Source organism: Enterobacter sp. CPE_E863 (genome assembly GCF_046521465.1).
GTDB classification, from domain to species: domain Bacteria; phylum Pseudomonadota; class Gammaproteobacteria; order Enterobacterales; family Enterobacteriaceae; genus Enterobacter; species Enterobacter adelaidei.
This window is the reverse complement of record NZ_JBKFZX010000001.1, coordinates 4,473,221-4,491,334: the sequence shown is the minus strand read 5'-3', so window position 1 is coordinate 4,491,334 and position 18,114 is coordinate 4,473,221. Positions and strand designations below refer to the sequence as shown.

General features: G+C 51.8%; 12 protein-coding genes, 2 tRNA genes and 3 rRNA genes. 12 read left to right on the top strand and 5 right to left on the bottom strand.

Going from position 1 to position 18,114, the window contains the following annotated elements:
• Positions 1-23: 23 nt before the first annotated feature.
• The 3 genes from rbsB to rbsR all read left to right on the top strand — a co-directional run bounded on the left by rbsB (position 24) and on the right by rbsR (position 2,946).
• Positions 24-914, top strand: a complete 891-nt coding sequence (gene rbsB, locus ACLHV8_RS22035; protein ID WP_208594887.1) for a ribose ABC transporter substrate-binding protein RbsB — start codon at positions 24-26, stop codon at positions 912-914.
• A 106-nt stretch (positions 915-1,020) separates the two neighbouring features.
• Positions 1,021-1,950, top strand: a complete 930-nt coding sequence (rbsK, locus tag ACLHV8_RS22030; RefSeq protein WP_208594889.1) for a ribokinase — start codon at positions 1,021-1,023, stop codon at positions 1,948-1,950.
• Positions 1,951-1,953: 3 nt separating this feature from the next.
• A complete protein-coding gene (rbsR, locus tag ACLHV8_RS22025) occupies positions 1,954-2,946 on the top strand; it encodes a ribose operon transcriptional repressor RbsR (RefSeq protein WP_208594888.1) in 993 nt (330 codons plus the stop codon).
• On the opposite strand, the gene mdtD is transcribed toward rbsR, so the two are convergent.
• Entirely contained in the window at positions 2,912-4,345 is a 1,434-nt protein-coding gene (gene mdtD / locus ACLHV8_RS22020; RefSeq protein ID WP_128348457.1) for a multidrug transporter subunit MdtD, read from the bottom strand. The two genes, rbsR and mdtD, sit on opposite strands and share 35 nt — an antisense overlap.
• On the bottom strand, positions 4,342-5,049 hold the full coding sequence (locus tag ACLHV8_RS22015) for a FadR/GntR family transcriptional regulator (RefSeq protein ID WP_028017749.1): 708 nt from the start codon (positions 5,047-5,049) through the stop codon (positions 4,342-4,344). Before ACLHV8_RS22015 ends, mdtD begins: the two co-directional genes overlap by 4 nt.
• A gap of 455 nt (positions 5,050-5,504) precedes the next feature.
• Between ACLHV8_RS22015 and ACLHV8_RS22010 the strand changes: the two genes are divergently transcribed.
• The 5 genes from ACLHV8_RS22010 (at position 5,505) to rrf (ending at position 10,576) form a co-directional block, all read left to right on the top strand.
• A 16S ribosomal RNA gene (locus ACLHV8_RS22010) occupies positions 5,505-7,042 on the top strand.
• A 67-nt stretch (positions 7,043-7,109) separates the two neighbouring features.
• Positions 7,110-7,186: transfer RNA gene (locus ACLHV8_RS22005), tRNA-Ile, on the top strand.
• Between the two features lie 42 nt (positions 7,187-7,228).
• Positions 7,229-7,304, top strand: a tRNA-Ala gene (locus ACLHV8_RS22000).
• A 180-nt stretch (positions 7,305-7,484) separates the two neighbouring features.
• A 23S ribosomal RNA gene (locus ACLHV8_RS21995) occupies positions 7,485-10,388 on the top strand.
• Positions 10,389-10,460: 72 nt separating this feature from the next.
• Positions 10,461-10,576 (top strand): 5S ribosomal RNA (rrf, locus tag ACLHV8_RS21990).
• The 16S, 23S and 5S rRNA genes sit together here with 2 tRNA genes alongside, the layout of an rRNA operon.
• A gap of 86 nt (positions 10,577-10,662) precedes the next feature.
• Here rrf and mobB read toward each other — a convergent pair.
• Together mobB and mobA are read right to left on the bottom strand one after the other, a co-directional pair.
• Positions 10,663-11,166: a molybdopterin-guanine dinucleotide biosynthesis protein MobB gene (gene mobB, locus ACLHV8_RS21985; RefSeq protein WP_208594713.1), complete on the bottom strand. Its 504-nt coding sequence runs from the start codon at positions 11,164-11,166 to the stop codon at positions 10,663-10,665.
• Complete coding sequence (gene mobA / locus ACLHV8_RS21980; protein ID WP_208594712.1) at positions 11,166-11,747, bottom strand: molybdenum cofactor guanylyltransferase MobA; 582 nt, start codon at positions 11,745-11,747, stop codon at positions 11,166-11,168. The genes mobB and mobA overlap by 1 nt, the downstream gene beginning before the upstream one ends.
• Positions 11,748-11,815: 68 nt before the next feature.
• Between mobA and ACLHV8_RS21975 the strand changes: the two genes are divergently transcribed.
• The 3 genes from ACLHV8_RS21975 to dsbA all read left to right on the top strand — a co-directional run bounded on the left by ACLHV8_RS21975 (position 11,816) and on the right by dsbA (position 13,798).
• The gene (locus ACLHV8_RS21975; protein WP_003861904.1) at positions 11,816-12,085 is read left to right on the top strand and encodes a YihD family protein; all 270 of its coding nucleotides are present in this window, start codon (positions 11,816-11,818) and stop codon (positions 12,083-12,085) included.
• Between the two features lie 75 nt (positions 12,086-12,160).
• Positions 12,161-13,147 (top strand): serine/threonine protein kinase, encoded by a 987-nt coding sequence (locus ACLHV8_RS21970; protein ID WP_028018159.1) that lies wholly within the window; start codon positions 12,161-12,163, stop codon positions 13,145-13,147.
• A gap of 27 nt (positions 13,148-13,174) precedes the next feature.
• Positions 13,175-13,798 (top strand): thiol:disulfide interchange protein DsbA, encoded by a 624-nt coding sequence (gene dsbA, locus ACLHV8_RS21965; protein WP_028018158.1) that lies wholly within the window; start codon positions 13,175-13,177, stop codon positions 13,796-13,798.
• Between the two features lie 23 nt (positions 13,799-13,821).
• Here dsbA and ACLHV8_RS21960 read toward each other — a convergent pair whose 3' ends face one another.
• A complete protein-coding gene (locus tag ACLHV8_RS21960; protein WP_028018157.1) occupies positions 13,822-14,730 on the bottom strand; it encodes an acyltransferase in 909 nt (302 codons plus the stop codon).
• A gap of 440 nt (positions 14,731-15,170) precedes the next feature.
• Here ACLHV8_RS21960 and polA point away from each other — a divergent pair, with 440 nt between their 5' ends.
• Positions 15,171-17,963 carry a DNA polymerase I gene (gene polA / locus ACLHV8_RS21955; RefSeq protein ID WP_208594711.1) on the top strand — a complete coding sequence of 931 codons (2,793 nt, stop codon included), beginning with the start codon at positions 15,171-15,173 and terminating at the stop codon, positions 17,961-17,963.
• Positions 17,964-18,114: the final 151 nt, after the last annotated feature.

Sequence of the window (18,114 nt, the reverse complement as noted above, 5' to 3'; positions counted from 1 at the left end):
CGACACTACAGGACATCTTAGATATGAACATGAAAAAACTGGCTACCCTGGTTTCTGCTGTCGCGCTGAGCGCAACCGTAAGTGCTAACGCTATGGCGAAAGACACCATCGCGCTGGTTATCTCCACGCTGAACAACCCGTTCTTCGTCTCTCTGAAGGATGGCGCGCAGAAAGAAGCGGACAAACTGGGCTACAACCTGGTGGTGCTGGATTCCCAGAACAACCCGGCGAAAGAGCTGGCTAACGTTCAGGACTTAACCGTTCGTGGTACCAAAATTCTGCTGATCAACCCAACTGATTCTGATGCCGTAGGTAATGCCGTTAAAATGGCAAACCAGGTGAAGATCCCGGTGATCACCCTGGACCGTCAGGCCTCTAAAGGTGACGTGGTCAGCCACATTGCGTCTGATAACGTGCTGGGCGGTAAAATCGCGGGTGATTACATCGCGAAGAAAGCCGGAGAAGGCGCGAAAGTTATCGAATTACAGGGTATCGCGGGTACCTCTGCTGCCCGTGAACGTGGCGAAGGCTTCCAGCAGGCCGTTGCTGCACACAAATTTAACGTCCTGGCCAGCCAGCCTGCCGATTTCGACCGTACTAAAGGTCTGAACGTGATGCAGAACCTGCTGACCGCACATCCTGACGTGCAGGCAGTATTCGCGCAGAACGACGAAATGGCACTGGGTGCGCTGCGTGCCCTGCAGACTGCAGGTAAATCTGATGTGATGGTTGTCGGATTTGACGGTACGCCGGATGGTGAAAAAGCAGTAAACGATGGCAAACTGGCTGCGACCATCGCTCAGTTGCCGGAGCAGATTGGCGCGACTGGCGTTGAAACTGCCGACAAAGTGCTGAAGGGCGAAAAAGTTCAGGCCAAATACCCTGTTGACCTGAAACTGGTCATCAAGCAGTAAAAGGCGAATCAGGCAGCCAGCGGCTGCCTGAGGGACACCAATAAAGAAAAGTGTGGCATACGCCACCGGGTAACACCGGTGGCGCTCTCAGATGGACAACCCAACCATGAAAACCGCAGGCAACCTCGTCGTCCTTGGCAGTATCAATGCCGATCACATTCTTAACCTTGAATCATTCCCTACACCGGGCGAAACGGTCACGGGTAACCAGTATCAGGTGGCATTTGGCGGTAAAGGTGCAAACCAGGCCGTCGCCGCCGGTCGCAGTGGGGCGAATATTGCGTTTATCGCCTGCACGGGTGATGACGATACCGGTGAGCGCGTACGCAAACAGCTGGCGAGCGATAATATCGATATCGCACCGGTCAGCGTGGTTGCAGGGGAATCTACCGGCGTGGCGCTGATTTTCGTCAACGCAGAAGGTGAGAATGTCATCGGTATTCATGCTGGTGCCAACGCTGCTCTGACAACGGAGCGCGTAGAAGCGCAACGTGAGATCATTGCGAATGCCGAAGCGTTGCTGATGCAACTGGAGTCACCGGTTGAAAGCGTGCTGGCCGCCGCCAAAATTGCGCATGAAAATCATACCACTGTCGTACTTAATCCCGCTCCTGCCCGTGTATTATCAGACGAGCTGCTGGCGCTGGTGGACATCATTACGCCAAACGAAACCGAAGCGGAAAAGCTGACGGGCATTCATGTCGAAAATGATGACGATGCCGCGCGAGCTGCACGTGCATTGCATGATAAAGGCATCGGTACCGTGATTATCACCCTTGGTAGCCGTGGGGTGTGGGCAAGCGTCAATGGCGAAGGCCGTCGAGTGCCGGGCTTTAAGGTGAAAGCGATTGACACCATCGCTGCTGGAGACACCTTCAATGGTGCGCTGGTGACCGCGCTACTGGAAGGCAAGCGAATGGATGATGCGATCCGTTTTGCACATGCTGCTGCCGCGATTGCCGTGACGCGCAAAGGGGCCCAGCCTTCCGTTCCGTGGCGTAAAGAGATCGATGAATTCTTAAGTCAGCAGGGGTAACGCTTGGCAACAATGAAAGATGTCGCCCGCATGGCGGGTGTTTCTACCTCGACGGTCTCTCACGTTATAAACAACGATCGCTTCGTCAGCGAGGCGATTCGGGAGAAAGTCGAAGCTGCGGTAAAAGAACTCAACTATGCGCCATCTGCACTGGCGCGTAGTCTTAAGCTCAACCAGACGCGCACTATTGGTATGCTGATTACGGCCAGTACCAACCCTTTCTATTCTGAGCTTGTGCGAGGTGTAGAGCGTAGTTGCTTCGAGCGTGGCTACAGCCTGGTGCTGTGCAATACCGAAGGTGACGAGCAGAGAATGAACCGCAACCTGGAGACGCTGATGCAAAAACGCGTCGACGGGCTACTGCTGCTCTGTACCGAAACACACCAGCCCTCGAAAGAGATTATCCAGCGTTATCCCTCTATTCCCACGGTGATGATGGACTGGGCACCGTTCGACGGTACCAGCGATCTGATTCAGGATAACTCCCTGCTGGGGGGCGACATGGCCACCCAGTATCTGATCGATAAAGGTTACACCCGCATTGCCTGTATTACCGGTCCGCTGGATAAAACCCCGGCGCGTTTGCGTCTGGAAGGGTATCTCTCTGCTATGGCCCGGGCGGGGCTTTCTGTGCCAGAAGGCGACCGTATTACCGGTGATTTTGAGTTTCACGGTGGCTTTGAAGCGATGCAGACCTTGCTGGCGCAGCCGCAGCGTCCGCAGGCCGTCTTTATCGGCAACGATGCCATGGCATTTGGCGCCTATCAGGCGTTATATCAGGCAGGCTTGCGCGTTCCGGATGATATGGCGGTAATTGGTTACGATGATATCGAACTGGCTAGCTACATGACCCCACCGCTGACCACGATTCATCAGCCGAAGGATGAACTGGGCGAGCTGGCCATCGATGTGTTGATCCACCGTATGGCGCAGCCCACGCTGCAACAGCAACGCCTGCAGCTTACTCCTGTTCTGATGGAACGCGGTTCGGCTTAGACTTTGCTTTATGGCGTTCTTTGATCAGGTTGCGGCCGTCTTTCGGTTTTAACAGCATAAAGACCAGCGCTGAAACGACGGTGAGAACGCCCATCGTGATAAACGTATAGTGAAATTGCTCGACGGTATTCGTGCTGTCAAAACCTTCATAAAACCGCAGTACCGCCGCACTTACGGCCACCCCAAGACTGATCGACAGCTGTTGCGTCACCGCCAGCACGCTGTTGCCGCTGCTGGCGTTCTCGTCCGTCAGATCTGCCAGCGTGATGGTATTCATCGACGTAAACTGCGTTGACATCGCCATGCCCAGCACAAATAACGGCAGGATCAACATCCATACGGGAAGGGCGGCGGATTGCAGAGAGAACTGCGCAATCATCAGACCGATAAAGACCGTTACGCCAACCAGCGTCTTACGATAGCCAAACCAGCGCAGCACCTGTGTAACCGTTGATTTTGCCAGAATCGAGCCCATTGCCGTGGGCGCCATCATGCAGCCAGCAATCAGTGCCGGGTAGCCGAAACCGACCTGCAGCATCAATGGCATCAGAAACGGTACGCAACCCGTCCCCAGACGTGACGCAATGTTGCCTGCAATCCCTACGGAAAACGTTCGGGTGTTAAAGAGTCCGAGTGAGATTAACGGTGTCGGGTGACGGCGCGCGTGACGTATATAAAGAAGGAACAGCAGAATACCGCTGAGGATGACGGAGAGCGCAATCCATGTTGCTACGATCTTCTCACCAAACAGTTCCATCCCGCTTGAGAAGAGCACCAGGCTCAGTCCAAACAGGAAAAAGCCTCCCATGTCGAAGCTGCGTCTTGGCGTGGTGAAGTTCGGCATATATTTGCGGGCATACAGCAGCCCGGCAACGCCAATAGGAATATTAATCAGGAAGATCCAGTGCCAGCTTGCCCAGGTGACAAACACACCACCTAGTACCGGGCCAAGTATCGGGCCAACCAGGCCTGGCATGGTGACGAAGTTGAGCACGGGAAGCAGTTCGCTTCGAGGATAGGCTCGCAGCAAGGCAAGGCGTGCCACGGGCATCATCATCGCTCCGCCAATACCTTGTAATACGCGGAAGATAACCAGCTCCGTTAAGGATGAGGAGAGCGCACAAGCCAGCGAGCCGAGCGTAAAGAGCGTTACGGCCAACATGAAAACTCTGCGGGTGCCGAAGCGGTCGGCCAGCCAGCCGCTGACCGGAATTAACATCGCGACCGTCAGGGTGTAGCTAATGATGGCGGACTGCATCGCCAGCGGGGAGCGGTTAAGGCTTTGCGCAATAGCGGGAAGCGCTGTGTTGAGGATGGTGGCATCCAGTGCCTGCATAAAAAACGCCATGGCTGCAATCCACGGCAATCCGGCCATGCTGCGCGCTTTTTTCTTTGTCATTTATTTACCTGCTGGTGGGTTGGCGCGGCCAGCAATGCCTGGCACGCACTCAGGGCTCGCTGCCCGTCGCTTTCCTGAATGGCATCCACTATCGCCTGATGCAAATCCAGTTTAACCACTTCGTCTTGTGTAATAGAGGTAAAGTAAGTGTGGTACACCGAATGAAATAAAGAAGCAAAAGAGGTGAGGAACGGATTGGCACTCATCATATAGATATGTTCATGCCAGGCCATATCGACCTCAACCCAGCGTTCCCGGTTGAAGTGCTTTTTCAGGAACACCATCTCTTCCATTAACGCGTTGAGCTGTGCTTTCTGTTCTGCCGTTCCAAGCGTGGCGGCAAGCAGGCACGCCTGTGGTTCAAGACTGCTGCGCATCACCAGAAAGTGATCGACAACCTGATGAAAGTTATCTTCCGTCATCCACCAGGAGAGCAGCTCCTGATCGAGAAAATTCCAGTTACTCTGTGGCATGACACGTGTGCCGATGCGGGGACGTGGAAGCACCATACCTTTTGCCGTTAGGGTTTTCACCGCTTCACGAACTGCTGTACGACTCACTCCAAACTGCTCACCCAGCTCCATTTCACCCGGCAGGATGCTGCCTGGGGCATATTTACCCGCTAAAATCCGCTGAGCCAGCTTCTCTGCCAGCACATACGACAGGTTTTTTTGGGCGGCCAGCTGTTGTGCGCTTAATGGCATCGCTTTTATTCCTTAAAGATTCATGCTGATAATTATGCCACCTCGAGTGTGATTGTGGTTGCAGATACATCAAATAGAACAATTTGTAGCTTGATTTCATCGCTGTTGGTGAAAAAAGACACGGATGAAAACTTTTTTTAAATTTCCTCTTGTCACGTCGGAATAACTCCCTATAATGCGCCTCCACTGACACGGAACAACGGCACACACGCCGCCGGGTCAGCAGAGAAAAGCAAAATAAACGCTTGACTCTGTAGCGGGAAAGCGTAATATGCACACCCCGCGCCGCAGCGAAAACGAAGCGGCACTGCTCTTTAACAATTTATCAGACAATCTGTGTGGGCACTCAAAGTGACATGGATTCTTAATGTCTTCGGACACTAAATGAATACCAAGTCTCAACGAGTGAACACGTAATTCATTACGAAGTTTAATTCATTGAGCATCAAACTTTTAAATTGAAGAGTTTGATCATGGCTCAGATTGAACGCTGGCGGCAGGCCTAACACATGCAAGTCGAGCGGTAGCACAGAGAGCTTGCTCTCGGGTGACGAGCGGCGGACGGGTGAGTAATGTCTGGGAAACTGCCTGATGGAGGGGGATAACTACTGGAAACGGTAGCTAATACCGCATAACGTCGCAAGACCAAAGAGGGGACCTTCGGGCCTCTTGCCATCAGATGTGCCCAGATGGGATTAGCTAGTAGGTGGGGTAACGGCTCACCTAGGCGACGATCCCTAGCTGGTCTGAGAGGATGACCAGCCACACTGGAACTGAGACACGGTCCAGACTCCTACGGGAGGCAGCAGTGGGGAATATTGCACAATGGGCGCAAGCCTGATGCAGCCATGCCGCGTGTATGAAGAAGGCCTTCGGGTTGTAAAGTACTTTCAGCGGGGAGGAAGGTGTTGAGGTTAATAACCTCAGCAATTGACGTTACCCGCAGAAGAAGCACCGGCTAACTCCGTGCCAGCAGCCGCGGTAATACGGAGGGTGCAAGCGTTAATCGGAATTACTGGGCGTAAAGCGCACGCAGGCGGTCTGTCAAGTCGGTGTGAAATCCCCGGGCTCAACCTGGGAACTGCATTCGAAACTGGCAGGCTAGAGTCTTGTAGAGGGGGGTAGAATTCCAGGTGTAGCGGTGAAATGCGTAGAGATCTGGAGGAATACCGGTGGCGAAGGCGGCCCCCTGGACAAAGACTGACGCTCAGGTGCGAAAGCGTGGGGAGCAAACAGGATTAGATACCCTGGTAGTCCACGCCGTAAACGATGTCGACTTGGAGGTTGTGCCCTTGAGGCGTGGCTTCCGGAGCTAACGCGTTAAGTCGACCGCCTGGGGAGTACGGCCGCAAGGTTAAAACTCAAATGAATTGACGGGGGCCCGCACAAGCGGTGGAGCATGTGGTTTAATTCGATGCAACGCGAAGAACCTTACCTACTCTTGACATCCAGAGAACTTTCCAGAGATGGATTGGTGCCTTCGGGAACTCTGAGACAGGTGCTGCATGGCTGTCGTCAGCTCGTGTTGTGAAATGTTGGGTTAAGTCCCGCAACGAGCGCAACCCTTATCCTTTGTTGCCAGCGGTCCGGCCGGGAACTCAAAGGAGACTGCCAGTGATAAACTGGAGGAAGGTGGGGATGACGTCAAGTCATCATGGCCCTTACGAGTAGGGCTACACACGTGCTACAATGGCGCATACAAAGAGAAGCGACCTCGCGAGAGCAAGCGGACCTCATAAAGTGCGTCGTAGTCCGGATTGGAGTCTGCAACTCGACTCCATGAAGTCGGAATCGCTAGTAATCGTAGATCAGAATGCTACGGTGAATACGTTCCCGGGCCTTGTACACACCGCCCGTCACACCATGGGAGTGGGTTGCAAAAGAAGTAGGTAGCTTAACCTTCGGGAGGGCGCTTACCACTTTGTGATTCATGACTGGGGTGAAGTCGTAACAAGGTAACCGTAGGGGAACCTGCGGTTGGATCACCTCCTTACCTTAAAGAACCTGCCTTTGTAGTGCACACAGATTGTCTGATGAAAAACAGCAGTAAAAATCTCTGCAGGCTTGTAGCTCAGGTGGTTAGAGCGCACCCCTGATAAGGGTGAGGTCGGTGGTTCAAGTCCACTCAGGCCTACCAAACTCCTTTTAAAGGATGAGCGGTACAGAGATTGCAAACGATGGGGCTATAGCTCAGCTGGGAGAGCGCCTGCTTTGCACGCAGGAGGTCTGCGGTTCGATCCCGCATAGCTCCACCATCCTTTACTGCGAACCCAAGAAAACTTCAGAGTGAACCTGAAAAGGTGCACTGCGAAGTTTTGCTCTTTAAAAATCTGGATCAAGCTGAAAATTGAAACGACACACATGTTATGTGTGTTCGAGTCTCTCAAATTTTCGCAAGTCGATGATGAATCGAAAGAAACATCTTCGGGTTGTGAGGTTAAGCGACTAAGCGTACACGGTGGATGCCCTGGCAGTCAGAGGCGATGAAGGACGTGCTAATCTGCGAAAAGCGCCGGCGAGGTGATATGAACCTTTGACCCGGCGATGTCCGAATGGGGAAACCCAGTGTGATTCGTCACACTATCGTTAACTGAATACATAGGTTAACGAGGCGAACCGGGGGAACTGAAACATCTAAGTACCCCGAGGAAAAGAAATCAACCGAGATTCCCCCAGTAGCGGCGAGCGAACGGGGAGCAGCCCAGAGTCTGAATCAGCTTGTGTGTTAGTGGAACGGTCTGGAAAGTCCGACGGTACAGGGTGATAGTCCCGTACACGAAAATGCACAGGCTGTGAACTCGAAGAGTAGGGCGGGACACGTGGTATCCTGTCTGAATATGGGGGGACCATCCTCCAAGGCTAAATACTCCTGACTGACCGATAGTGAACCAGTACCGTGAGGGAAAGGCGAAAAGAACCCCGGCGAGGGGAGTGAAAAAGAACCTGAAACCGTGTACGTACAAGCAGTGGGAGCACCTTCGTGGTGTGACTGCGTACCTTTTGTATAATGGGTCAGCGACTTATATTCTGTAGCAAGGTTAACCGTATAGGGGAGCCGAAGGGAAACCGAGTCTTAACTGGGCGTTAAGTTGCAGGGTATAGACCCGAAACCCGGTGATCTAGCCATGGGCAGGTTGAAGGTTGGGTAACACTAACTGGAGGACCGAACCGACTAATGTTGAAAAATTAGCGGATGACTTGTGGCTGGGGGTGAAAGGCCAATCAAACCGGGAGATAGCTGGTTCTCCCCGAAAGCTATTTAGGTAGCGCCTCGTGAACTCATCTTCGGGGTAGAGCACTGTTTCGGCTAGGGGGCCATCCCGGCTTACCAACCCGATGCAAACTACGAATACCGAAGAATGTTATCACGGGAGACACACGGCGGGTGCTAACGTCCGTCGTGAAGAGGGAAACAACCCAGACCGCCAGCTAAGGTCCCAAAGTCATGGTTAAGTGGGAAACGATGTGGGAAGGCACAGACAGCCAGGATGTTGGCTTAGAAGCAGCCATCATTTAAAGAAAGCGTAATAGCTCACTGGTCGAGTCGGCCTGCGCGGAAGATGTAACGGGGCTAAACCATGCACCGAAGCTGCGGCAGCGACACTATGTGTTGTTGGGTAGGGGAGCGTTCTGTAAGCCGTTGAAGGTGTCCTGTGAGGGATGCTGGAGGTATCAGAAGTGCGAATGCTGACATAAGTAACGATAATGCGGGTGAAAAGCCCGCACGCCGGAAGACCAAGGGTTCCTGTCCAACGTTAATCGGGGCAGGGTGAGTCGACCCCTAAGGCGAGGCCGAAAGGCGTAGTCGATGGGAAACAGGTTAATATTCCTGTACTTGGTGTTACTGCGAAGGGGGGACGGAGAAGGCTATGTTAGCCGGGCGACGGTTGTCCCGGTTTAAGCATGTAGGCGGAGGTTCCAGGTAAATCCGGTACCTTATTAACGCTGAGGTGTGATGACGAGGCACTACGGTGCTGAAGTAACAAATGCCCTGCTTCCAGGAAAAGCCTCTAAGCATCAGGTAACATCAAATCGTACCCCAAACCGACACAGGTGGTCAGGTAGAGAATACCAAGGCGCTTGAGAGAACTCGGGTGAAGGAACTAGGCAAAATGGTGCCGTAACTTCGGGAGAAGGCACGCTGATATGTAGGTGAAGCCCCTGCGGGTGGAGCTGAAATCAGTCGAAGATACCAGCTGGCTGCAACTGTTTATTAAAAACACAGCACTGTGCAAACACGAAAGTGGACGTATACGGTGTGACGCCTGCCCGGTGCCGGAAGGTTAATTGATGGGGTTAGCGGCAACGCGAAGCTCTTGATCGAAGCCCCGGTAAACGGCGGCCGTAACTATAACGGTCCTAAGGTAGCGAAATTCCTTGTCGGGTAAGTTCCGACCTGCACGAATGGCGTAATGATGGCCAGGCTGTCTCCACCCGAGACTCAGTGAAATTGAACTCGCTGTGAAGATGCAGTGTACCCGCGGCAAGACGGAAAGACCCCGTGAACCTTTACTATAGCTTGACACTGAACACTGGTCCTTGATGTGTAGGATAGGTGGGAGGCTTTGAAGTGTGGACGCCAGTCTGCATGGAGCCAACCTTGAAATACCACCCTTTAATGGCTGGTGTTCTAACGTAGACCCGTAATCCGGGTTGCGGACAGTGTCTGGTGGGTAGTTTGACTGGGGCGGTCTCCTCCCAAAGAGTAACGGAGGAGCACGAAGGTTAGCTAATCCTGGTCGGACATCAGGAGGTTAGTGCAATGGCATAAGCTAGCTTGACTGCGAGAGTGACGGCTCGAGCAGGTGCGAAAGCAGGTCATAGTGATCCGGTGGTTCTGAATGGAAGGGCCATCGCTCAACGGATAAAAGGTACTCCGGGGATAACAGGCTGATACCGCCCAAGAGTTCATATCGACGGCGGTGTTTGGCACCTCGATGTCGGCTCATCACATCCTGGGGCTGAAGTAGGTCCCAAGGGTATGGCTGTTCGCCATTTAAAGTGGTACGCGAGCTGGGTTTAGAACGTCGTGAGACAGTTCGGTCCCTATCTGCCGTGGGCGCTGGAGAATTGAGGGGGGCTGCTCCTAGTACGAGAGGACCGGAGTGGACGCATCACTGGTGTTCGGGTTGTCATGCCAATGGCACTGCCCGGTAGCTAAATGCGGAAGAGATAAGTGCTGAAAGCATCTAAGCACGAAACTTGCCCCGAGATGAGTTCTCCCTGACTCCTTGAGAGTCCTGAAGGAACGTTGAAGACTACGACGTTGATAGGTCGGGTGTGTAAGCGCAGCGATGCGTTGAGCTAACCGATACTAATGAACCGTGAGGCTTAACCTTACAACGCCGAAGCTGTTTCGGCGAAGAGACAGACAATCAAATTTCAGCTCTGATACAGATTAACAGAATTTGCCTGGCGGCTTTAGCGCGGTGGTCCCACCTGACCCCATGCCGAACTCAGAAGTGAAACGCCGTAGCGCCGATGGTAGTGTGGGGTCTCCCCATGTGAGAGTAGGGAACTGCCAGGCATCAAACAAGTGAAGAGGCCATCCGGAAGGATGGCCTTTTTGCGTTTATATGCAAAAAAACAGGCGAAGTACCGCCCGGCAAGTCGTCAGATCGCACTCCGCTCCACAATAAACTCCGCAATCCCATCCACGTCATTTAAATCGAGCACCGGAACCTCAAGCGGCAACACAATATCACTGGCTACGGCAATCACATGCTCATCAAGCGTTAACTCGCTGACATCATGCCCGGCATCGCTTCGGAACAGCAGGATCTTAGGCACGGCCTCATGCTTAAAACCCTCAACCAGCACCAGATCCAGCGTGGAATGATCCATTCGACTGACGAGGTAAGCGAGATCCAGCGGTGCCTCATCTGGTGTTTCTGTCATCAGCGCCCAGCGCTGACTACTTGCTACCATCGTTTGCGCTGCACCCGCTTTACGCAACTCATAGCTGTCTTTGCCTGGTTTATCGACATCCGTATTATGGTGGGTATGCTTGATCAATCCTGGGCGTATACCTCTGACACAAAGGGCAGGTATGAGTTTTTTCAACAGCGTGGTTTTCCCGGTCCCACTCCAGGCGGAAATGGCCAGAACAGGTATCATCATTTCTCCTGCATCATCTGCAAATCTTCAGTTGTATTCACGTTCACAAACGCAGACTTCATATCACTGAAATCAATGGAATGGCCGCCAGACTGACGCATAAAGACCATCACCCTACGCTCTCCCGCCATCAGGTACTCCTGAAGAGCAGGTACTAATAATCTGTGCATCAACGCGATAGCAGGATGATCACGCTCACCGTCATGTACCCAGACCACGGGGGCTGCACCACGAAGTCGCACCAGACGCTCGACAAGACAGGACGGAATCAACGGGGTATCGCAAGGACAGAAAATAAACCACTCTCCGGGCGACTGCTGCATAACCGAAAGCATACCAGCCAGCGGTCCTGGGTAATTTGCCTGGTTATCCTGATAAACGGCGTAGCCGCTGCGCTGGTATGTCTCAATATGCCTGTTAGCACTGATGACCATTGTCGTCACCTGGCCTTTAAGCGCATCAGCGACACATTGCCACAAGGGTTTACCGTTCAAAAGCTGAAGCCCCTTATCTTTTCCCCCCATTCGCGTCGCTCTGCCACCCGCCAGAACGACCCCAGTGATTTCCTGGTTAAGATTCACGAATATCGCCTCTTTTATTGTGGGATTGACCCTGCTAACGTGTCACTCTAAATGAAAGGAGCACCACCATGAAATGTAAACGTCTTAATGAAGTCATTGAACTCCTCCAGCCAGCCTGGCAAAAAGAGCCAGAGCTGAATCTGATGCAATTTTTACAGAAACTGGCGAAAGAGTCAGGTTTTGACGGCGAACTGGCAGACCTTTCTGATGATATCCTGATCTACCATCTTAAAATGCGTGACTCAGCTAAAGATGCTGTTATTCCTGGTATTCAGAAAGATTATGAGGAAGATTTTAAAACCGCATTACTGCGCGCCAGAGGCGTAATTAAAGAGTAAAAGCTTGTAAGCGGCGGCACCGAAATCGCCACAAGATGATATCCTGAATCATTCGTATAATTTCCGGATGATCGGATGAACGACCAGGCTTTTACTTTCCAGACATTACACCCGGATACCATTATGGATGCCCTGTTTGAACAGGGTATCCGGGTGGATTCCGGGCTAACGCCGTTAAATAGCTACGAAAACCGCGTCTATCAATTTCAGGATGAGGAGCGTCAGCGCTTCGTCGTGAAGTTCTATCGCCCTAAACGTTGGTCAGCAGAACAAATTCAGGAAGAGCATCAATTTGCTCATGATCTGCTGGATGATGATGTACCTGTTGCCGCCCCGCTAAAATTCAATAACCAAACGCTCCTTATGCACGAAGGGTTCTACTACGCTGTCTTCCCAAGCCTGGGGGGTCGCCAGTTTGAAGCGGATAATATTGATCAAATGGAGTGGGTGGCCCGCTATCTGGGACGTATACATCAGACGGGACGTAAAAAATCTTTTATTGCTCGTCCGATTATCGGCATTCAGGAATACCTTCTTGAACCTCGCGAAGTATTCGAAACCTCTGCGCTGATCCCCACAGCGTTAAAGGATAGTTTCCTCAGCGCCACCGATAAACTTATTGGGGCAGTTAAAGCCAGCTGGCGCGATGATATTTCCGTCCTGCGTTTGCATGGTGATTGTCACGCAGGAAATATTCTCTGGCGTGATGGCCCGCTGTTTGTCGATCTCGATGATGCGCGTATGGGGCCTGCGGTTCAGGACCTGTGGATGCTGCTCAATGGCGACAAAGCCGAGCAACGCATGCAGCTTGAAACCATTATTGAAGCTTATGAAGAATTTAGCCCGTTTAATTCAGATGAAATTGTCTTGATTGAACCTTTACGCGCGATGCGTTTTGTTTATTATCTCGCATGGTTAATCAGGCGTTGGGATGATCCCGCGTTTCCTAGAAATTTCCCGTGGCTTACCGGAGAGGATTACTGGCGCAGCCAGATATCTACATTTACTGAGCAGGTTAAGGTTCTTCAGGAGCCCCCTCTGCAATTAACGCCGATGTATTAATTGGACACACCCAGGAGAAAGTTAATCATGAAAAAAATTTGGCTGGCGCTGGCAGGTATGATTCTGGCATTTAGCGCTTCTGCTGCGCAGTTTACCGACGGAAAACAGTACATCACGCTGGACAAGCCTGTTGCTGGCGAGCCACAGGTTCTGGAGTTCTTCTCGTTCTATTGCCCACACTGCTATCAGTTCGAGCAGGTCTTGCATGTTTCCGATAACGTGAAGAAAAAGCTGCCAGAAGGCACCAAAATGACTAAGTACCACGTTGAGTTCCTGGGTCCATTGGGTAAAGACCTGACTCAGGCGTGGGCAGTTGCTATCGCGCTGGGCGTGGAAGATAAGATCACTTCCCCAATGTTTGAAGGCGTACAGAAAACCCAGACCGTTCAGACCACTGCGGATATCCGTAAAGTATTCGTTGATGCGGGTGTGAAAGGTGAAGACTATGACGCGGCATGGAACAGCTTTGTCGTGAAATCTCTGGTGGCCCAGCAGGAAAAAGCTGCTGCCGACCTGCAGCTTCAGGGTGTTCCGGCGATGTTTGTTAATGGCAAGTATCAGCTGAACATGCAGGGCATGGACACCAGCAGCATGGATATCTTCGTACAGCAGTACGCAGATACTGTGAAATACCTGGTTGAGAAGAAGTAAGATTGTTGATGTAAAAACGCCGGTCACTGACCGGCGTTTTTGTATGAAGATTTAATGTTGTCTATCTGTTCGTCTTTCTCTTTCCAGAGAGTATTAAGCCATAACTGGAAACGACGTTTAAAATTCTTATCGTTAACGTAGTCACCGTGTAATTCGGCCTCGATCGGTACCAGATCAACACGTACAACAATGCGCGTCAGCTTGCCGCTGAGCATATCGAAGAACGGCGTTTTATCGTTTTCCGGGTAGCAGAGGGTAACGTTAAGTAATTTATCGAACTGAGCACCCAGCACGTTAAGCGCCATCGCAATACCTGCGGCTTTTGGCGGCAGCAGGTTCTGAAAAGGAGAACGTGTTTGTTGACGCTTCTCTTCAGTAAACCTGGAGCCTTCAACAAAGTTCACGATGGTTGTTGGGTGCGCGCGAAACTTTTCACAGGAACGGCGCGTGGTCTCCACGTCCTTACCGCGATGCTCCGGATGACGGATCAAATAGCTGCGCGAGTAGCGTTTCATAAACGGCATATCAAGCGCCCAGCAGGCCAGACCGATGAAAGGAACCCAGGCGAGCTGCTGTTTCAGGAAGTATTTGTTCATCGGGATGTGCTTACGGAAAAGCACACATAACACCACGATGTCAGCCCAACTGTGGTGATTGCAAATTAGCAGGTACCAGTTCTTTTTGTTGAGGCTCTCTAGCCCTTCAACATCCCACTTCAGTTGCGGATTCAGGTACAACAGGATCGCCAGCCCTTCACACCAGCAATACATCATGAAATTACAAAATGTGGACACGGCTCGCCACACCACAGGCACAGGCAGCAACAGTTTAATCATTCCTGCGACAATGATCGGCACAGAACAGGCGATAGTCACCAGAATCGTTAAAATAATGCTTAACAGTAATGTTATTGCAGCGAGCAATCTCGACATGGTTAGCTTTTTCAAATAGTTAGCTGTAATTGAGCGACCGGCTATTCGGCGCTGGGCGCTGATTTTACCAGAAAACAGATGAAGTAATGGCGCTTTCACACGGAGAGTTGGTGGCTTTTTCCCAACTGCAGAAGATTTCGCTACGCTTCTGCACGAATCAGGGCTTATATCCACATAGACTAAATTGTCATCAGTGGGTAATACAGATGAGATCTAACAAAATAACATTATGATAATTAAGATCTAAATTATATCTCGTATGTATTTTTTGCGTCTGTTATTCATATGAAGTGAAAATATACACAAACTTATCCACAGTTTGTTTTTTGCGAGAGATCTTCACGATCGTAAAATCTTTTCCTGTATCTGGCGCTAATAACTGATGTTTTCATCCTTCTGTGGCATCCTTTAGCCATAAATTGATTAAAGGCACGGACATTATGGTTCAGATCCCAGAAAACCCTCTTATTCTCGTCGACGGCTCTTCTTACCTGTATCGGGCGTATCATGCGTTTCCTCCTCTGACCAATAGCGCAGGGGAACCTACCGGCGCGATGTATGGCGTGCTTAACATGCTGCGCAGCCTGATACTCCAGTATCAGCCAACCCATGCGGCGGTGGTCTTTGATGCCAAAGGCAAAACCTTCCGCGACGAGTTGTTTGAGCATTACAAATCTCACCGTCCGCCAATGCCTGACGATCTGCGTGCGCAGATTGAGCCGCTGCACGCCATGGTGAAAGCGATGGGCCTGCCGCTGCTGGCGGTCTCTGGTGTTGAAGCCGATGACGTCATCGGCACGCTGGCGCGTGAAGCTGAAAAAATGGGCCGTCCGGTGCTGATCAGCACCGGTGATAAAGATATGGCGCAGCTGGTAACGCCAGGTATCACCCTGATTAACACCATGACCAACACCATTCTGGGGCCTGAAGAGGTTGTCACAAAATATGGCGTACCGCCTGAGCTGATTATCGACTTCCTCGCGTTGATGGGCGACTCGTCGGATAACATCCCAGGAGTCCCTGGTGTCGGTGAAAAAACGGCACAGGCGCTGCTTCAGGGGCTGGGCGGGCTGGATACGCTGTACGCGGAATCGGATAAAATCGCCGGGCTCTCCTTCCGTGGTGCAAAAACCATGGCCGGAAAACTTCAAGATAACAAAGAGGTGGCTTACCTCTCTTATAAGCTGGCAACGATTAAAACCGATGTCGAACTGGAACTGGGTTGTGAGCAACTGGAAGTGCAGCAGCCTTCTGCTGACGATCTGCTGAACTTGTTTAAGCAATACGAATTCAAGCGCTGGATCACCGACGTCGAAAGCGGCAAGTGGTTACAGGCAAAAGGGGCTAAGCCAGCAGCAAAACCGAAAGAGACGATAGTGGTTGATGCTGAAGAACAAGCCGAAGAAGAAGCCGTAACCTTGTCCTTCGACAACTACGAAACGATTCTTGAAGAGTCGCAGCTGATCGCCTGGATTGAGAAACTGAAAAAAGCGCCGGTCTTTGCCTTTGACACGGAAACCGACAGCCTCGACAACATCTCTGCCAATATGGTGGGCCTGTCATTTGCCACTGAACCGGGGATGGCGGCTTATGTCCCTGTTGCACACGATTACCTGGATGCGCCGGCGCAGATCTCCCGTGAACGCGTGCTTGAGCTGCTGAAGCCGATTCTGGAAGACGACAAGGCGCTCAAAGTCGGACAAAACCTGAAGTACGATCGCGGTATTCTGCAAAACTACGATATTGAGCTGCGCGGTATTGCATTCGACACCATGCTGGAATCCTACATTCTGGACAGTGTTGCAGGTCGCCATGATATGGATTCCTTATCAGACCGTTGGCTGAAACATAAAACCATCACTTTCGAAGAGATTGCCGGTAAAGGGAAAAATCAACTTACCTTCAACCAGATTGCACTCGAAGAGGCGGGTCGCTATGCGGCGGAAGACGCGGATGTCACCCTGCAATTGCACCTGAAGATGTGGCCAAAACTTCAGAAAGAAGCAGGGCCGCTGAACGTATTCCAGCATATTGAGATGCCACTGGTGCCTGTGCTTTCACGTATTGAGCGCAATGGCGTTAAAATCGATCCAACCGTATTGCATAACCACTCCGGGGAGCTCGCGCAGCGTCTGACCGAGCTTGAGCAAAAAGCGCATGAGCTTGCTGGAGAACCGTTTAACCTCTCGTCGCCGAAACAGCTACAAACCATCCTGTTTGAAAAGCAGGGCATCAAGCCGCTGAAGAAAACGCCTGGTGGTGCACCGTCGACGTCTGAAGAGGTGCTTGAAGAGCTGGCACTGGATTACCCCCTGCCAAAAGTGATTCTGGAGTATCGGGGTCTCGCGAAGCTGAAGTCCACTTACACTGATAAGCTCCCGCTGATGATCAACCCGAAAACGGGCCGTGTGCATACGTCGTATCATCAGGCTGTGGCGGCGACGGGTCGACTCTCTTCAACCGATCCAAACCTGCAGAACATTCCGGTACGTAATGAAGAAGGCCGCCGAATCCGTCAGGCTTTTATTGCTCCAGATGACTACCTGATCGTCTCTGCAGACTACTCGCAAATTGAGCTACGTATTATGGCGCATCTGTCCCGCGACAAAGGCTTGCTGACCGCGTTTGCCGAAGGGAAGGATATCCACCGTGCAACCGCGGCGGAAGTCTTCGGTTTGCCGCTGGATAGCGTAACCAACGAACAGCGCCGCAGTGCCAAAGCGATCAACTTTGGTTTGATCTACGGTATGAGCGCATTTGGTCTGTCGCGCCAGCTCAACATTCCACGCAAAGAGTCGCAGAAGTATATGGATCTCTACTTCGAGCGTTATCCGGGCGTGCTGGAATATATGGAACGTACCCGCGCACAGGCGAAAGAGAAAGGTTACGTCGAAACACTCGATGGCCGCCGTCTCTACTTACCGGACATCAAATCCAGCAATGCCGCGCGCCGCGCGGGTGCAGAACGTGCGGCAATCAACGCCCCTATGCAAGGTACCGCGGCGGACATCATTAAGCGTGCGATGATCGCCGTTGATGCCTGGCTGGAAAAAGAGAAGCCCCGCGTGAAAATGATCATGCAGGTTCACGATGAACTGGTATTCGAAGTGCACAAAGACGACCTCGACGCTGTATCGAAGAAGATCCACGAACTGATGGAAAGCAGCATGACACTCGATGTGCCGTTGCTGGTGGAAGTCGGAAGTGGTGAAAACTGGGATCAGGCTCACTAAAGGCTCTGCGAATAACGCGCTTTTTATGTAAGTTAGCAACATAACAAAGTGCGTTTTGTGACGATCATTAGAATTCCCTATGTAAATAATGAAAAAAAACTACAAAAAGTGCTTTTTCTGCAGCACAAAAAGGGGTAGAGTTATCGGCGTA